General features: G+C 70.1%; 9 protein-coding genes. 6 read left to right on the top strand and 3 right to left on the bottom strand.

Annotation, left to right across the window (positions count from 1 at the left end; genetic code table 11):
* Window positions 1-14: 14 nt before the first annotated feature.
* The gene (locus ABTX78_RS18410) at window positions 15-626 is read left to right on the top strand and encodes a TetR/AcrR family transcriptional regulator (protein ID WP_352207809.1); all 612 of its coding nucleotides are present in this window, start codon (window positions 15-17) and stop codon (window positions 624-626) included.
* A gap of 337 nt (window positions 627-963) precedes the next feature.
* The gene (gene cimA / locus ABTX78_RS18405) at window positions 964-2,577 is read left to right on the top strand and encodes a citramalate synthase (protein WP_352207808.1); all 1,614 of its coding nucleotides are present in this window, start codon (window positions 964-966) and stop codon (window positions 2,575-2,577) included.
* 27 nt (window positions 2,578-2,604) lie between these two features.
* Here cimA and ABTX78_RS18400 read toward each other — a convergent pair whose 3' ends face one another.
* Complete coding sequence (locus ABTX78_RS18400) at window positions 2,605-4,479, bottom strand: ricin-type beta-trefoil lectin domain protein (RefSeq protein ID WP_352207807.1); 1,875 nt, start codon at window positions 4,477-4,479, stop codon at window positions 2,605-2,607.
* Between the two features lie 245 nt (window positions 4,480-4,724).
* Between ABTX78_RS18400 and ABTX78_RS18395 the strand changes: the two genes are divergently transcribed.
* The 3 genes from ABTX78_RS18395 to ABTX78_RS18385 all read left to right on the top strand — a co-directional run bounded on the left by ABTX78_RS18395 (window position 4,725) and on the right by ABTX78_RS18385 (window position 10,295).
* The gene (locus ABTX78_RS18395; RefSeq protein WP_352207806.1) at window positions 4,725-5,702 is read left to right on the top strand and encodes a LacI family DNA-binding transcriptional regulator; all 978 of its coding nucleotides are present in this window, start codon (window positions 4,725-4,727) and stop codon (window positions 5,700-5,702) included.
* A 124-nt stretch (window positions 5,703-5,826) separates the two neighbouring features.
* Complete coding sequence (locus ABTX78_RS18390; RefSeq protein ID WP_352207805.1) at window positions 5,827-8,907, top strand: glycoside hydrolase family 3 protein; 3,081 nt, start codon at window positions 5,827-5,829, stop codon at window positions 8,905-8,907.
* 53 nt (window positions 8,908-8,960) lie between these two features.
* Window positions 8,961-10,295, top strand: a complete 1,335-nt coding sequence (locus ABTX78_RS18385; RefSeq protein WP_352207804.1) for a hypothetical protein — start codon at window positions 8,961-8,963, stop codon at window positions 10,293-10,295.
* 132 nt (window positions 10,296-10,427) lie between these two features.
* Here ABTX78_RS18385 and ABTX78_RS18380 read toward each other — a convergent pair whose 3' ends face one another.
* Window positions 10,428-11,039, bottom strand: a complete 612-nt coding sequence (locus ABTX78_RS18380; protein WP_352207803.1) for a YceI family protein — start codon at window positions 11,037-11,039, stop codon at window positions 10,428-10,430.
* 236 nt (window positions 11,040-11,275) lie between these two features.
* Between ABTX78_RS18380 and ABTX78_RS18375 the strand changes: the two genes are divergently transcribed.
* Complete coding sequence (locus ABTX78_RS18375; protein WP_352207802.1) at window positions 11,276-11,788, top strand: hypothetical protein; 513 nt, start codon at window positions 11,276-11,278, stop codon at window positions 11,786-11,788.
* Between the two features lie 123 nt (window positions 11,789-11,911).
* Here ABTX78_RS18375 and ABTX78_RS18370 read toward each other — a convergent pair whose 3' ends face one another.
* Window positions 11,912-13,138: a glycoside hydrolase family 64 protein gene (locus tag ABTX78_RS18370; protein WP_352207801.1), complete on the bottom strand. Its 1,227-nt coding sequence runs from the start codon at window positions 13,136-13,138 to the stop codon at window positions 11,912-11,914.
* Window positions 13,139-13,312: the final 174 nt, after the last annotated feature.

Below are 13,312 nucleotides of genomic sequence, written 5' to 3'. Positions count from 1 at the left end.
TCCGGGGCCGCCGTATGACCCCCGCCGCCCGGCGGCGGAACATCGCGCCACCCCGTGAGTCCGTTCTCGCCGCCGCCATGGCCACCATCGCCCAGCGCGGTCTCGACGGGCTGACCATGGCGGGGCTCGGCCGGGAGGTCGGCATGAGCAGCGGCCATCTCCTCTACTACTTCCGTACCAAGGACGAACTCCTGCTGCGGACCCTGGAGTGGAGCGAGGGCCGGCTGGGGGCCGAGCGCAGCGCCCTGCTGTCCCGGCAGGCGCCCACCGCCGAGCGGCTCGACGCGTATGTCGATCTGTATGTGCCCGACGGCCCGCGCGATCCGCACTGGACGCTGTGGCTGGAGGTCTGGAACCGCTCGCAGAACGCCGACGACGATGCCCGCGCCCGCCAGGCCGCCATCGAGGGGGCCTGGCACCGGGATCTCGTCGCGCTGCTGGCGGAGGGGATCTCCCGCGGCGAGTTCCGTCCCGTCGACCCCGACCGCTTCGCCGCCAGGCTCCGTGCGCTCCTCGACGGCTTCAGCGTCCACGTCGCCGTCGGCATCCCCGGCACCGGACGCGAACACGTCCTGACTCATGTCAGGGAGTTCCTCCGCGACGCGCTGCTCGGGGAAAGCGCCTGATCATCGGGGGTGCGGGCCGGGTGCGGGTCCCCGGGCGGGACGGACCGCCCGCATACTGAGACCACCGTCCACCGGACGGCTGCGATGTGGCAGACTGCGAGCGTGCTTTCGTTCGCCATGATTATCGGCAGCAGGCGCGCCGGTCCGCAGTGATCGCCTCGTACCACCATGTATGACGCGGCCACCGTGCCCCAGACCCGCGCGCAGACCTCTCGCACCCGCGAGGGGTTTTTTCGTTTTGCGGCCTCACCCGGCCGGAAGCGAGCCGCACGCGGTGACGGGGGCAAGTGGAGCCAGTATTTCCGGAGCCACTCATCCGACAGGAGTCAGGACAGCCATGACCACACAGGCCACGGACACGGATACCGACGACAGTTTCCATGTCTTCGACACGACCCTGCGCGACGGCGCGCAGCGTGAGGGCATCAACCTCACCGTCGCGGACAAGCTGACGATCGCCCGGCACCTGGACGAGTTCGGCGTGGGCTTCATCGAGGGCGGCTGGCCGGGCGCCAACCCGCGCGACACCGAGTTCTTCGCCCGCGCGCAGCAGGAGATCACCTTCCGGCACGCGCAGCTGGTGGCGTTCGGCGCCACCCGCCGCCCGGGAGCGAAGGCGGCCGACGATCCGCAGGTGCGGGCGCTGCTGGAGTCGGGCGCTCCGGTGATCTGCCTGGTCGCCAAGGCACACGACCGGCATGTGGAACTGGCCCTGCGTACCACCCTGGAGGAGAACCTGGAGATGGTCCGCGACACCGTCTCCTTCCTGCGCGGGCAGGGCCGGCGGGTGTTCGTGGACTGCGAGCACTTCTTCGACGGCTACCGCGCGAACCCCGCCTACGCCAAGTCCGTCGTGCGCACCGCGTCGGAAGCCGGAGCCGATGTGGTGGTCCTGTGCGACACCAACGGCGGCATGCTGCCCGCCCAGATCCAGGCCGTCGTCTCCACGGTCATCGCCGACACCGGCGCCCGGCTCGGCATCCACGCCCAGGACGACACCGGCTGCGCCGTGGCGAACACGCTCGCGGCGGTGGACGCCGGCGCGACCCACGTCCAGTGCACCGCGAACGGTTACGGCGAGCGGGTCGGCAACGCCAACCTGTTCCCCGTCGTCGCCGCGCTGGAACTGAAGTACGGCAAGACCGTGCTGCCCGAGGGCGCGCTGGCGGAGATGACCCGCATCTCGCACGCCATCGCCGAGGTCGTCAACCTCACGCCCTCCACGCATCAGCCGTACGTGGGGGTGTCCGCCTTCGCGCACAAGGCGGGCCTGCACGCCTCCGCGATCAAGGTCGATCCGGACCTCTACCAGCACATCGCCCCGGAGCAGGTCGGCAACACCATGCGGATGCTCGTCTCCGACATGGCCGGCCGTGCCTCGATCGAGCTGAAGGGCAAGGAACTCGGTGTCGAGCTCGGCGGCGACCGCGCGCTGATCGGCCGGGTCGTCGAGCGGGTCAAGGAACGCGAACTCGCGGGCTACACCTACGAGGCCGCCGACGCCTCCTTCGAACTGCTGCTGCGCGCCGAGGCCGAGGGCCGCCCGCGCCGCTACTTCCGCACCGAGTCCTGGCGGGCCATCGTCGAGGACCGCCCCGACGGCACCCACGCCAACGAGGCCACCGTGAAACTGTGGGCGAAGGACGAGCGGATCGTCGCCACCGCCGAGGGCAACGGCCCCGTCAACGCCCTGGACCGCGCGATGAGAGTCGGCCTGGAGCGGTTCTACCCGCAGCTCGCCAAGATGGAGCTGGTCGACTACAAGGTCCGCATCCTCGAAGGCCGCCACGGCACCGAGTCCATCACCCGTGTACTGATCACCACGGGTGACGGAGGCGGCGAATGGTCCACTGTCGGCGTCGCCGAGAATGTCATCGCCGCCTCCTGGCAGGCCCTGGAGGACGCCTACACCTACGGTCTGCTGCGCGCCGGGGTCGAACCGGCCGAGTAGACCCGCGGGCGGGGGCGCCCCGGAGCGTCAGGGCTGGAGCCGCCACTTCTGGTTGGCGGCTCCGGTGCACGACCAGATCTGTGCCCGGGCTCCGTTCGCCGACGAGTTGTCCGAGACGTCCAGACACTTGTCGGCCGCCGCGTTCACCAGATCACCGGTGGCCGCCTCGTGCCGCCACTGTTGCGCCCCCGATCCGTTGCAGCCATACAGCTGGACCTTCGCGCCGTTCGCCGTCGACGCCCCCGTCACGTCCAGGCACTTGCCCAGTGCCTGGACCGACCCGTCCGCCCTGACCGTCCAGCGCTGGGCGGTGGAGCCGTTGCAGTCCCACAGCTGGACGGCAGTGCCGTCGGCGGTCGAGCCGCCCGCCACGTCGAGACACTTCCCGGACAGACCGATCAGGGCGCCGGACGCGTCCGAGCCGCCGCTCTGCGTGCCCGACCAGGTGAAGGTCGCGGACGTCTTGCCGGGCAGGGAGTAACGGACGTTCTGGCCGCCCCAGTTGATCCGCATCTCACGCGCCGACGACGAGTCGTTGTAGGCGATCAGGGCCTTGGAGCCGTCGGGATTGCGCCATGCCACGTTCGGCACGTCGCCGCTCGCCGTCGAGGCGATCCGGTGGGCACCCGGCTTCACGAACTTCGTCAGGTGTCCCATCGTGTAGTACTCGATGGTGTAGTCGACCTGCCCGTGCCGGCCGTCGCCGTTGTGCACGGTGATCAGCCCGTCGCAGGTCCCGCAGCCGCCGTTGTGGGGTCCGCGGTTCTGGTCGACCGCCAGGGACCACTTGGTCACCGACTTCGCCCAGTTACGGGTGTAGTCGATGATGTTCATCATGTCCTCGCGCTGCTGGTTGCCGATCCAGGTGCCGCCCGAGTGCTCGGTCTGGAAGGCGTCCAGCTGCGGATACTGGTTGTGCACCTCCGTCTGCTTGGAGACGTTTCCGCCGTAGCCGTGCCAGGCCACGCCACCGAAGTTGGGGTGGCTGCGGACCGCCGCGTCGTTGACCGTCTGCGCGGCGTACGCGTCGTAGGTGTCCCAGTTCCAGTCGTGGGCCAGCACCTTCGTCGGCAGGCCCGCGCCCTGGAGCTTGGGCAGCAGCTCGCTCTTGGTGAAGAAGGCGAGCCCGGAGCCGTTCCAGCTCATCGACGGGTAACCGGCGCAGCAGGTCGGCTCGTTCTGTGCGGTGACGTAGTCGACCGAGACGCCCTGGTCGCGCCAGGCCTGGAGGTACTTCACGAAGTAGTTGGCGTACGTGCCGTAGTTCTCGGCCTTCAGCCAGCCGCCGTTGAGCTGCCCGTTGTCCTTCATCCACGCGGGCGCCGTCCACGGCGACGCCACCAGCGTGAGGCCCGGATTGAGCTGCCGCGCCTGCTTGGTCAACGGCAGCACGTCGGCGAGGTCGTGGGCGATGGAGAACCGTGACAGCGAGGGGTCGGTCTGCCCGGCCGGCAGGTCGTTGTACGTGTAGCCGAAGCGGGCCAGATCGGAACCGCCCATCGGGTTGCGGACGAAGGAGAGCCCGATCCCCTCGGTGGGTGAGAAGAGCTTGCGCATCGTCGCGTCGCGCGTGGCCTGGGAGAGTGCGCCGCTGCCCTTCATCAGCCATGCCGCCGTGTCGGTGAAGGAGGCGCCGCCGCCGCTGAATGTCTGGAAGCGGGTGCCCTCGTCGACAGTGATGTTGGTGCCGCTGCCGCCGTTGCCCGCCTGGAAGTTGACGGGTGTCTGCTGCTGGAGCCCGCGGGTGACGGTGCGGCCGCCGGCATCGCTGGTCGTGGTGAGCCAGACGTTCACCTGCTCGCCTGCGGCCTGCGCCGTACCGGCGGACAGACCGGTCAGACCGGCCGCCGCGAGGGTGGCCGCGAGCAGGATTCTGATCGTTCGCTTCGGTCGTCTTGCCATGGGCTGGAGCCCTTCTCGGCAGAGGTGTGGGGGTCGAGGCGTGAGTGAACTGCCGATGCGAACATGCGTCAAGTGGTTGCGCATTCACACTCTGAACAAATAACCCCTCGTACAACGGCTGAAGTTGGGGTTTCACCGATTCCGGTGTGAAGTCTTGACGGCGCGACGGGACGCTAGTTGACTCGCCGCGCACCACCGGTACCGGTTCCGGCACCGGTTCCGGACCTCGTCGCGGAGGCCTCCCCATGCCCGTCACCATCGCCGATGTCGCACGTCAGGCGGGTGTCAGCAAGACGACCGTGTCCCGGGTGCTCAACACCAGGGGCGAGGTCGACGTCGGTACCGCCGCCCGCGTTCGTGAAGTGATCGCGGCGCTCGGCTATGTGCCCAGCAGCGGAGCCGTCGGACTGGCCCGCGGCAGCAGCCGTACGGTCGCCATGCTGACGCCCCCGCTGACCTGGCCGTGGATGGGCGAGGTCCTCCAGGGGGTCGTCGACACCGTCGAAGCCGCCGGCTACGGACTGCTGCTCTTCACCTGCAACCGCGGACGGGAGTCCGTGGAGCACTTCGCCGGGCAGGTCTCCGCCCGCGCCTTCGACGGACTCCTCGTCGTCGAGCCCGAGGACACCCTCGACACGATCACCGCGATGCACCGCAAGGGCCTTCCCGTCGTCCTCATCGACGACCGCGGCCACCACCCGGAGTTCCCGTCCGTCGCGACCACGAACCGGGAGGGCGGGGCGTCGGCCGCCCGCCATCTGCTCGCCGACGGCCGTTCCCGGCCGCTGATCGTCACCGGCCGCCCCGATTTCGGCTGTGTACGCGAGCGCCTGGAGGGCTTTCTGGAGGTGCTGCCGACCGACCGCGTCGTCGGCGGCGACTTCACCGAGGTCTCCGGGCGGCTGGCGACGGAACGCTTCCTCGCCACCGGCAGGTCCTTCGACTCCGTCTTCGCGCACAACGACCTCAGCGCGGTCGGCGTGCTGCGGGCCCTGCGCGCCGCGGGACGGAGCGTCCCCGACGACATCGCGGTCGTCGGCTTCGACGACATCCCGATGGCCCAGCACACGGAACCACCGCTGACCACCGTCCGCCAGCCGATGCGCCTGATGGGGGAGCGGGCGGCCGGGATGCTGCTCGCCCACCTCGGCGGCACACCGGCTCCCGTCGAGCCCGTCGTGCTGCCCACCGAACTGATCGTGCGTGCCTCCGCGCCCGCCTGACCCGCGCCCGTTCCCCGGCGTTCCCTCGCACCACCGCGCCGGCTCCCCGCCGTTCCCCCCGCACCACCGTGCCCGCTCGTCGACCTTCCTGCCGAGTCACCCCGTCCGCACCGAAGGAGCCGCAATGCCCCCCACCCGTATCCGCTTCAGAACCAGAGCCGGCACGGCCGCGCTCGCCGCGACCGCCGTGCTGACCACGCTGCTCACCGGCGCCGGAGCCGGAGTCAGCGCGGCGGCCGACGACCCGGCGCCGTTCGCCGTCGACCGCTTCGAGGGCGAGGTCCCGTTCGCCGATCCGCCCGCCGAGGGCATCTTCACGTGGGGGAGTGACGCCGACGACCGGCCCCGGCTGGAGCTGAAGGAGCGCACGGACGCCCCCGAGGGCGCCAAGGTCCTCGAAGGCTCCTACGACATCAGCGGCTGGGGCGGCCTCACCCACGACTTCGCCTTCGACAAGCCCGCGCAGAACTGGACCCCGTACAAGGGCATCCGCTTCTGGTGGTACGGGCAGAACACCGCACCGCTGCCTCCCGGTTCGGGCAAGAAGATCAACTTCGAGCTCAAGGACGGCGGCGCCAACGGTGAGGCGTCCGAGCTGTGGACCACCTCCTTCACCGACGACTGGGAGGGCTGGCACCTCGTCGAGATCCCCTTCGCGGACTTCGTCTACCGCGCCGACTACCAGCCCGTCGGCGGCATCGACCAGGTCCTCGGACTCAACGAGATGTGGGGCTACGCGCTCACCCTGCCCACCGGCGCTCCCGGCAGGTTCGCCATGGACGGCGTCGAGTTGTACGGCAAGGCCGACCCGGCACTGAAGGCGAGCGTCATCACCGACGCGGCCGTCCACCCGGTCGAGGAGGGCGGCACGGCCGGGGTGAAGATCTCCGTCGCCACCACCGGCTCGGGCCCGACCGAGGAGCCCGTCACCGTCGCGTACACCACCGAGGGCGGGACCGCCGAGGCCGGCGAGGACTACACACCGGTCTCCGGCACGGTCACCTTCCCGGCCGGTTCCGTCTCGGGCAGCTCCACGACGGTCGCCGTCACCACCCGCAAGGATCGCTCGGCCGAGTCGGCCGAGACGATTCCGCTGAAGCTCACCGTCACCGGCGCGAAGGCCCCCGCCGAGACCCCGCAGATCGTCGTGGACGCCCACGGTCTGCCGTATCTCGACAAGAAGCTCCCGGTGAAGAAGCGCGTCGCCGACCTGCTCTCCCGGATGACGCTCGCGGAGAAGGCCGGGCAGATGACCCAGGCCGAGCGCAACGCCCTCAGGTCGCAGGGCGACATCGCCGCCTACGACCTCGGCTCGCTGCTCTCCGGCGGCGGCTCGGTGCCGACCCCGAACGCCCCCGAGGCCTGGGCGAAGATGGTCGACACCTACCAACTGCGCGCACAGGCAACGCGGTTCCAGATCCCGCTGATCTACGGTGTGGACGCCGTGCACGGCCACAACAACGTCATCGGGTCGACGATCATGCCGCACAACATCGGCATCGGAGCAACCCGTGACCCGGCCGTCGCCGCGAGCACCGGCGCCGTGACGGCGAAGGAGGTCCGCGCCACCGGGATCCCGTGGGACTTCGCGCCCTGCCTCTGTGTGACGCGCGACGAGCGCTGGGGCCGCTCCTACGAGGCCTTCGGCGAGGACCCCGCTCTGGTGACCGCCATGGAGACGGTGATCACGGGTATGCAGGGCGCACCCTCCGGCAAGGACCTCGCCCGCAACGACAAGGTGCTGACCAGCGCCAAGCACTACGTCGGCGACGGCGGTACGGAGTACGGCTCGTCCTCCACCGGCTCGTACACGATCGACCAGGGCATCACCAAGGTCACCCGGCAGGAGCTGGAGGCCGTCCATCTCGCGCCGTTCGCCGAGGCCGTCAAGCGCGGCGCCGGCACGGTCATGCCGTCGTACTCGTCGCTGGACGTCCTGGGCGACGACCAGGGCCCGGTGAAGATGCACGCCAACGCCGAGATGATCAACGGTGTGCTCAAGGACCGGATGGGCTTCAAGGGCTTCGTCATCAGTGACTGGCAGGCCATCGACCAGATCCCCGGCGACTACGCGAGCGATGTGCGCACCTCGGTCAACGCCGGACTCGACATGATCATGGTGCCGACGGCCTACCCGGACTTCCACCGGACGCTGCAGGACGAGGTGACGGCGGGCCGGATCCCCGAGGCGCGGATCGACGACGCCGTCTCGCGGATCCTGACCCAGAAGTTCGCCCTGGGCCTGTTCGAGAAGCCGTACGCCGACACCACCCACCTCGGCAGCATCGGCTCGGCCGCCCACCGCGCGGTCGCCCGTGAGGCCGTCGCCAAGTCCCAGGTCCTGCTGAAGAACGACGGCGCGGTCCTGCCCCTCAAGCCGTCGCAGAAGGTCTACGTCGCCGGGTCCAACGCCGACGACATCGGCAATCAGGCCGGCGGCTGGACCATCAGCTGGCAGGGCTCGTCCGGGAAGATCACCCCCGGCACGACGATCCTCGAGGGCATGAAGAAGGCCGCCCCCGAGACGGTGACCTGGTCCAAGGACGCGTCCGCTCCTCTGGAGGGCCACGACGTCGGTGTGGTCGTCGTGGGCGAGACTCCCTACGCCGAGGGTGTCGGAGACGTCGGCAACGGTCATGACCTGGAGCTGAGCGCGGCCGACCGGGCCGCCGTCGACAAGGTCTGCGCCGCGATGAAGTGTGCCGTGCTGATCGTCTCCGGCCGTCCGCAGCTGATCGGCGACCGCCTCGGCGACATCGACGCACTCGTCGCCTCCTGGCTGCCGGGCACCGAGGGCGACGGGGTCGCCGACGTCCTCTACGGCCGGAAGGCCTTCACCGGCCGGCTGCCGGTCACCTGGCCCAAGTCGGCCGCACAGCTGCCGATCAACGTGGGGGACGCCTCGTACGACCCGCAGTACCCCTACGGCTGGGGACTCACCACCCTGAAGAAGCCGCCCGCCGGCGGGGAACTCACCCTGAAGGCGATGGCGCTGGCGGCGAAGCTCCTGGAGGTGACCGGCCGGGGCAACTCCCCGGAGGCGCGCGAGCTGGTCTCCCAGGCCCGGCTGCTCGTCCAGCAGAAGATCGGGCAGCGGATCACGGCCGCGTCGGCGAAGCCGTTCGCGGACGCGGACCATCTCCTCCTGTCCGGCAAGCCGGCGGCGGCCGTGGCCAAGCTGACGGCCGCGTACAAGCTGGCCTGAATCAGACCATCGGCGCATGTCCGAAAATCAACCCTTTCGGGTAGCGTCAAGGTATGAGGACCAGGCTGTTCACCGCACTGTCCGGTCTGCTGCTCGCGCTCTCGGCGGCCGCCCTCGGGGTGGCGCCGGGAGCGCACGCGGCCACCGGCCCCGACACCGTGGCCGCGGCACTGCAGAACAGCCCGGTCTATGTGGACCCGCGCGCCTCCGCCCAGCTCTCGAAGGCGGACGCGGACGCGCTGGCGCAGAAGATCAAGGACGCGGACAAGCCGCTGTTCGTGGCCGTCCTGCCGGCGTCCACCGAGTTCCCGCCCGAATCAGTGCTGCGGAACATCCGCACCGAGACGGGTGTCACCGGCGTCTACGCCATCCGCCTCGGCGACGGCTTCAACGCGGCGGCCGACAGCCGCGTCCTGTCGGGCCAGGCCGTCCAGAACCTCGTCACCGCGGTCAAGACGCCCCCCGGCGCCGACGCCGCCACCCAGCTGAACAACTTCGTCGACCAGGCCCTCCCGCAGATCCGGGGCAGCGCGCCCGCCTCCTGGGGCACCACGGGCGGTGACGAGGGTGTGAACGGCGGAGCCGTGATCGCCTTCGGCGCGGTGCTCGCCGCGGGCGGCGCCGGCGCCTACGCGCTCGTGCTGCGCAACCGCCGTCGCAAGGCCCAGGAGGAGCGGGAAGCCCTCGACAAGCTCCGGGTGGTGGTCGACGAGGACATCACCGCCTTCGGCGAAGAGCTCGACCGACTGGACTTCCACCCCTCGGAGAAGGGCGCGAACGACGCGATGCGCGCCGACTACGAGCGGGCTCTCGACTCGTACGACAAAGCGAAGTCGCTGATGGGCGCCGCCCGTCGCCCCTCCGACGTGCGAGGGGTCACCGAGGCGCTGGAGGACGGGCGCTTCAGCCTGGCCGCGCTGGACGCCCGGCGCACGGACCGGCCGGTTCCGGAGCGCAGGGCCCCCTGCTTCTTCGACCCGCGCCACGGCCCCTCGGTCACCGACACGACCTGGACCCCGGACGGCGGCCAGGCCCGCGAGATCCCGGTCTGCGCCATGGACGCCTCCCGGCTGAAGGGCGGCCTGGACCCGCTGGCCCGCACGGTCGAGACGGCGGACGGCAGGCGCCCGTACTGGGAGGCGGGACCGGCGTACGGCCCCTGGGCAGGCGGCTACTTCGGCGGCGGCATCCTTCCAGGGCTGCTGGCCGGCACGCTGCTCGGCAGCGTGCTCGCGACCCCCGCGTACGCGGCCGACTACGGCGGCGCCGACTACAGCGGCGGCGACTACTCGGGCGCCGACTTCAACGGGTCGGACTTCGGCGGCGGAGGTTTCGGCGGCGGCGGGGACTTCGGGGGCGGTGGGGACTTCGGTGGTGGCGGCTTCTAGAGCCCGGTGGGGAACAGCCCACTGAGGCAGGGGTACCGGCCCGGCGGCGACAGTGAGCGGACAGCGGAGCGCCCGCCCGGCCGTGGGAACGGCGGGGCGGGCGCGCTCTGGGTGCCGGGGTGAGGTTCCGGATCAGGCCGCGGACTTGATCGCGGAGATGTCGAAGGTCAGCTTCACCTTGTCGCTGACCATGACGCCGCCCGTCTCCAGCGCCGCGTTCCAGGTCAGGCCCCAGTCGGAGCGCAGGATCTCGGCGGAGCCCTCGAAGCCCACACGCTCGGCGCCGTAGACGTCGGTGGCGGAGCCGTTGAACTCCAGGTCGATGGCAAGGGGGCGCGTGACGTCCTTGATCGTCAGGTCGCCGGTGATCCGGTACGTGTCGCCGCCGAGCGTCTCCGCCTGCGTCGAGCGGAACGTCATCAGGGGGAACTTCTCCGCCTCGAAGAATTCACCGCTGCGCAGGTGGCCGTCGCGGTCGGCGATGCCGGTGTCGATGCTGGTGATCGTCACGTCGATCTCGGCGGTGGAGTGGTGCGGGTCCGTGCCGTTCAGCTCGAGGCTGCCGGAGAACTCGCCGAACGAGCCGCGGACGTTGGTGACCATCGCGTGGCGGACCGTGAAGCCGATGCTGCTGTGGGCCGGGTCGATGGTGTAACTGCCGGACAGCGCGGCCAGGGCGGGGTCGACCTGGGTGGCGGTGGCGGTGGCGGCTGCGGCTTCGGGCTTGCGGTTGAAGAGACCCATGACGAACTCCTTGGGGACGGACGGGGCGGCTAGTAGTTAAACCTTCAACGAGATGGACCATAGACCTATTCCGTTTAAAGTTCAACATCTTCTCGAGGGGTTCACCCGAACGACGCGTACGCCCCCTGGCGACGCGCGTAGAACTCGGGCAGCATCTGTGTGCTCCACCTGCACCGCCCGTACCACCGGACTTGCACGGTCTCCCCAACGGTCACCAGCAGGAGGGATCTCCCCCCATGAAAATCCGCTCGACGCTCACCGCGCTCGCGCTCGTCTCCGGCGCGCTCCTCGCCCCCGGCTTCGGCGTCCTCAGCAGCGCGACCGAGGCCCACGCGGCCACCAAGATCAGTCACGCCACGGCCACGTCGATGTTCCGCTCGTCCGGGATCACCTGGTCCTCGTCCGGCGGCTGCTCGAACCGCAACAACCCCACCTGTACGTCCTTCGACCAGCTGAACCTCATGTCCGCGCAGGGAGCCCAGACGCTGAAGAGCGCGAGCGGGTGCGCACTCAACATCACCGGCGGCACCGAGACCGGGCACGCGAGCGGCACGTACTCCCACTGGAACGGCTACAAGCTCGACTACAGCAAGGGCACGTGCGTCGGGAACTACATCAAGAACACCTTCAGCTACATCGGCGCCCGGCCGGGCGACGGAGCCCCGCAGTGGAGGTCCGGGTCCGGGAACGTCTACGCGGACGAGGGCAACCACTGGGACGTGACCTATTACAACTGCGGCGGCTGCTGACCGTACGTGCGAGTGCCCGGTCCCACCGCTGTCTGCGGGGGGCGGCCGGGCACGAGGCGCGGTCAGGAGCCGGCGATCAGGAGCCGGCGATCAGCGCCGGGTCCGACGGTCGGGACCGGGCGGTCACGACCCCACGGTCAGCGTGAAGCGCTGCGGATTACCGTCGTGCGCCGCGCCCGAGACGTCGGGCTGTCCGTCCGGGCGGACGTCGTCGTACGGGAACGCGTACCCGATCGGGGTGTTGGCGTGCACGACGCGTGAGTAGTGGTTCGTGCCGGGGTCGAGGTAGTAGTCCGCCGCCGTCGCTCCGTTCGGCTGGTCCGGGTGCGACAGCAGGGTCGTCCGGTTGAAGCCGGCGGCGAGCCGGGCGAGCAGGCCCTTCTTGTCGTCCGGGTCGTCGGGGTTGTTGGCGAACGGCCCGTGGTTGCAGGTGAAGACGTCCCTGGAGGACGGCTTCGAGAAGGTGTGGCCACCGTTGAAGACGAGCGTGTCCCCGTTCACCCGGCCTGTGAACACCCCCCGCCCGCCCTGGAGATCGATCCGCAGATCGGTCGAGCGGTACTTCTCCCAGACCTGGTCGATGTAGGACTCGAAGGCGTCGCGGAACGGCATCTCGGCGGGCCGGTCGAAGTAGGGGGCCATGAGGTTCTGCGGCGCGATCACGCGCAGCACCTCACCGTCCGCGCCGCGGATGACGAGCTTGTCCCACGGCTGCCCGTCCTTGGCCGCCTGGGCGGCGAGGCCGTCGGCGATCTTCTGCATCGCGCCGTCCGGCAGCGGCGCCACGGTGTGGGTGGCGTCCCCGGTGAGCGTGAGGCCGATGGGGAGGGCCGTCACCAGGTCGACGTAGCTGATGTTCGCGTACAACTGCTGCGGATTGAAGGTGAACTCGGCGAAGGACCAGATGCGGTCGTAGTTGGCGTCGGACGGCGTCGCGAAGGCGGGCTCGACGAGTGAGGGGCCCGGGTTCACGAAGAAGTCCAGCTTGTCGTCGCGGACGAAGTAGACGCGGGCACCGAACATCTGAGGCAGCGTCAGTACGACAGGCCCCGAGCCCGCGGCGGGCAGTGGGATGGCGCAGTCCACCGGCAGCGGGGTCTCGGGCGCCGGCGGGTTCTCGGGGTGGTGGACGCCGCCGTCCGGGCGTAGCAGCACCCACCGGTCGGTGCCCTGCTCGTGGCCGGTGACGTAGGCGTGGACCGTGCCGGGCAGGGACTTGTTCTCCAGGGCGAGTTCGCAGGTGGGGGCTGCGGCCGTGGCGCGGGGGCTGAGAGCGCTTCCCCAGGCGGGGTAGGTGGCCGCGGTGACCGCGGCGGCCGCTCCGGTGAGGAAGATGCGTCGGGATATCACGGACAGAACTCCTGTTGCTCGTGGGGGAGTTCTCACTGTTGCGACGCGCGGTACACGCGTCAAGGGGTGTGGCTGAGAGCGCTCTCGGAAGTTTTTCACTGCCCATAAGCCGGGGTTAAGGCGGGCGACGCGGCGTCCCTGTGCGTGCCGCAAGCGCTTGCTGACGCCTTGTGT

This window comes from Streptomyces sp. NPDC096193 (genome assembly GCF_040302905.1).
Lineage (GTDB): Bacteria > Actinomycetota > Actinomycetes > Streptomycetales > Streptomycetaceae > Streptomyces.
Note: the sequence above shows the minus strand (reverse complement) of the source record. Positions and strands in the feature narration are given on the sequence as shown.

Coding starts and splice junctions, on each gene's coding strand:
- ABTX78_RS18410 (WP_352207809.1), top strand. CDS start 15: ATGACCCCCGCCGCCCGGCGGCGGAACATCGCGCCACCCCGTGAGTCC.
- ABTX78_RS18375 (WP_352207802.1), top strand. CDS start 11,276: ATGAAAATCCGCTCGACGCTCACCGCGCTCGCGCTCGTCTCCGGCGCG.
- cimA (WP_352207808.1), top strand. CDS start 964: ATGACCACACAGGCCACGGACACGGATACCGACGACAGTTTCCATGTC.
- ABTX78_RS18390 (WP_352207805.1), top strand. CDS start 5,827: ATGCCCCCCACCCGTATCCGCTTCAGAACCAGAGCCGGCACGGCCGCG.
- ABTX78_RS18400 (WP_352207807.1), bottom strand. CDS start 4,479: ATGGCAAGACGACCGAAGCGAACGATCAGAATCCTGCTCGCGGCCACC.
- ABTX78_RS18395 (WP_352207806.1), top strand. CDS start 4,725: ATGCCCGTCACCATCGCCGATGTCGCACGTCAGGCGGGTGTCAGCAAG.
- ABTX78_RS18380 (WP_352207803.1), bottom strand. CDS start 11,039: ATGGGTCTCTTCAACCGCAAGCCCGAAGCCGCAGCCGCCACCGCCACC.
- ABTX78_RS18385 (WP_352207804.1), top strand. CDS start 8,961: ATGAGGACCAGGCTGTTCACCGCACTGTCCGGTCTGCTGCTCGCGCTC.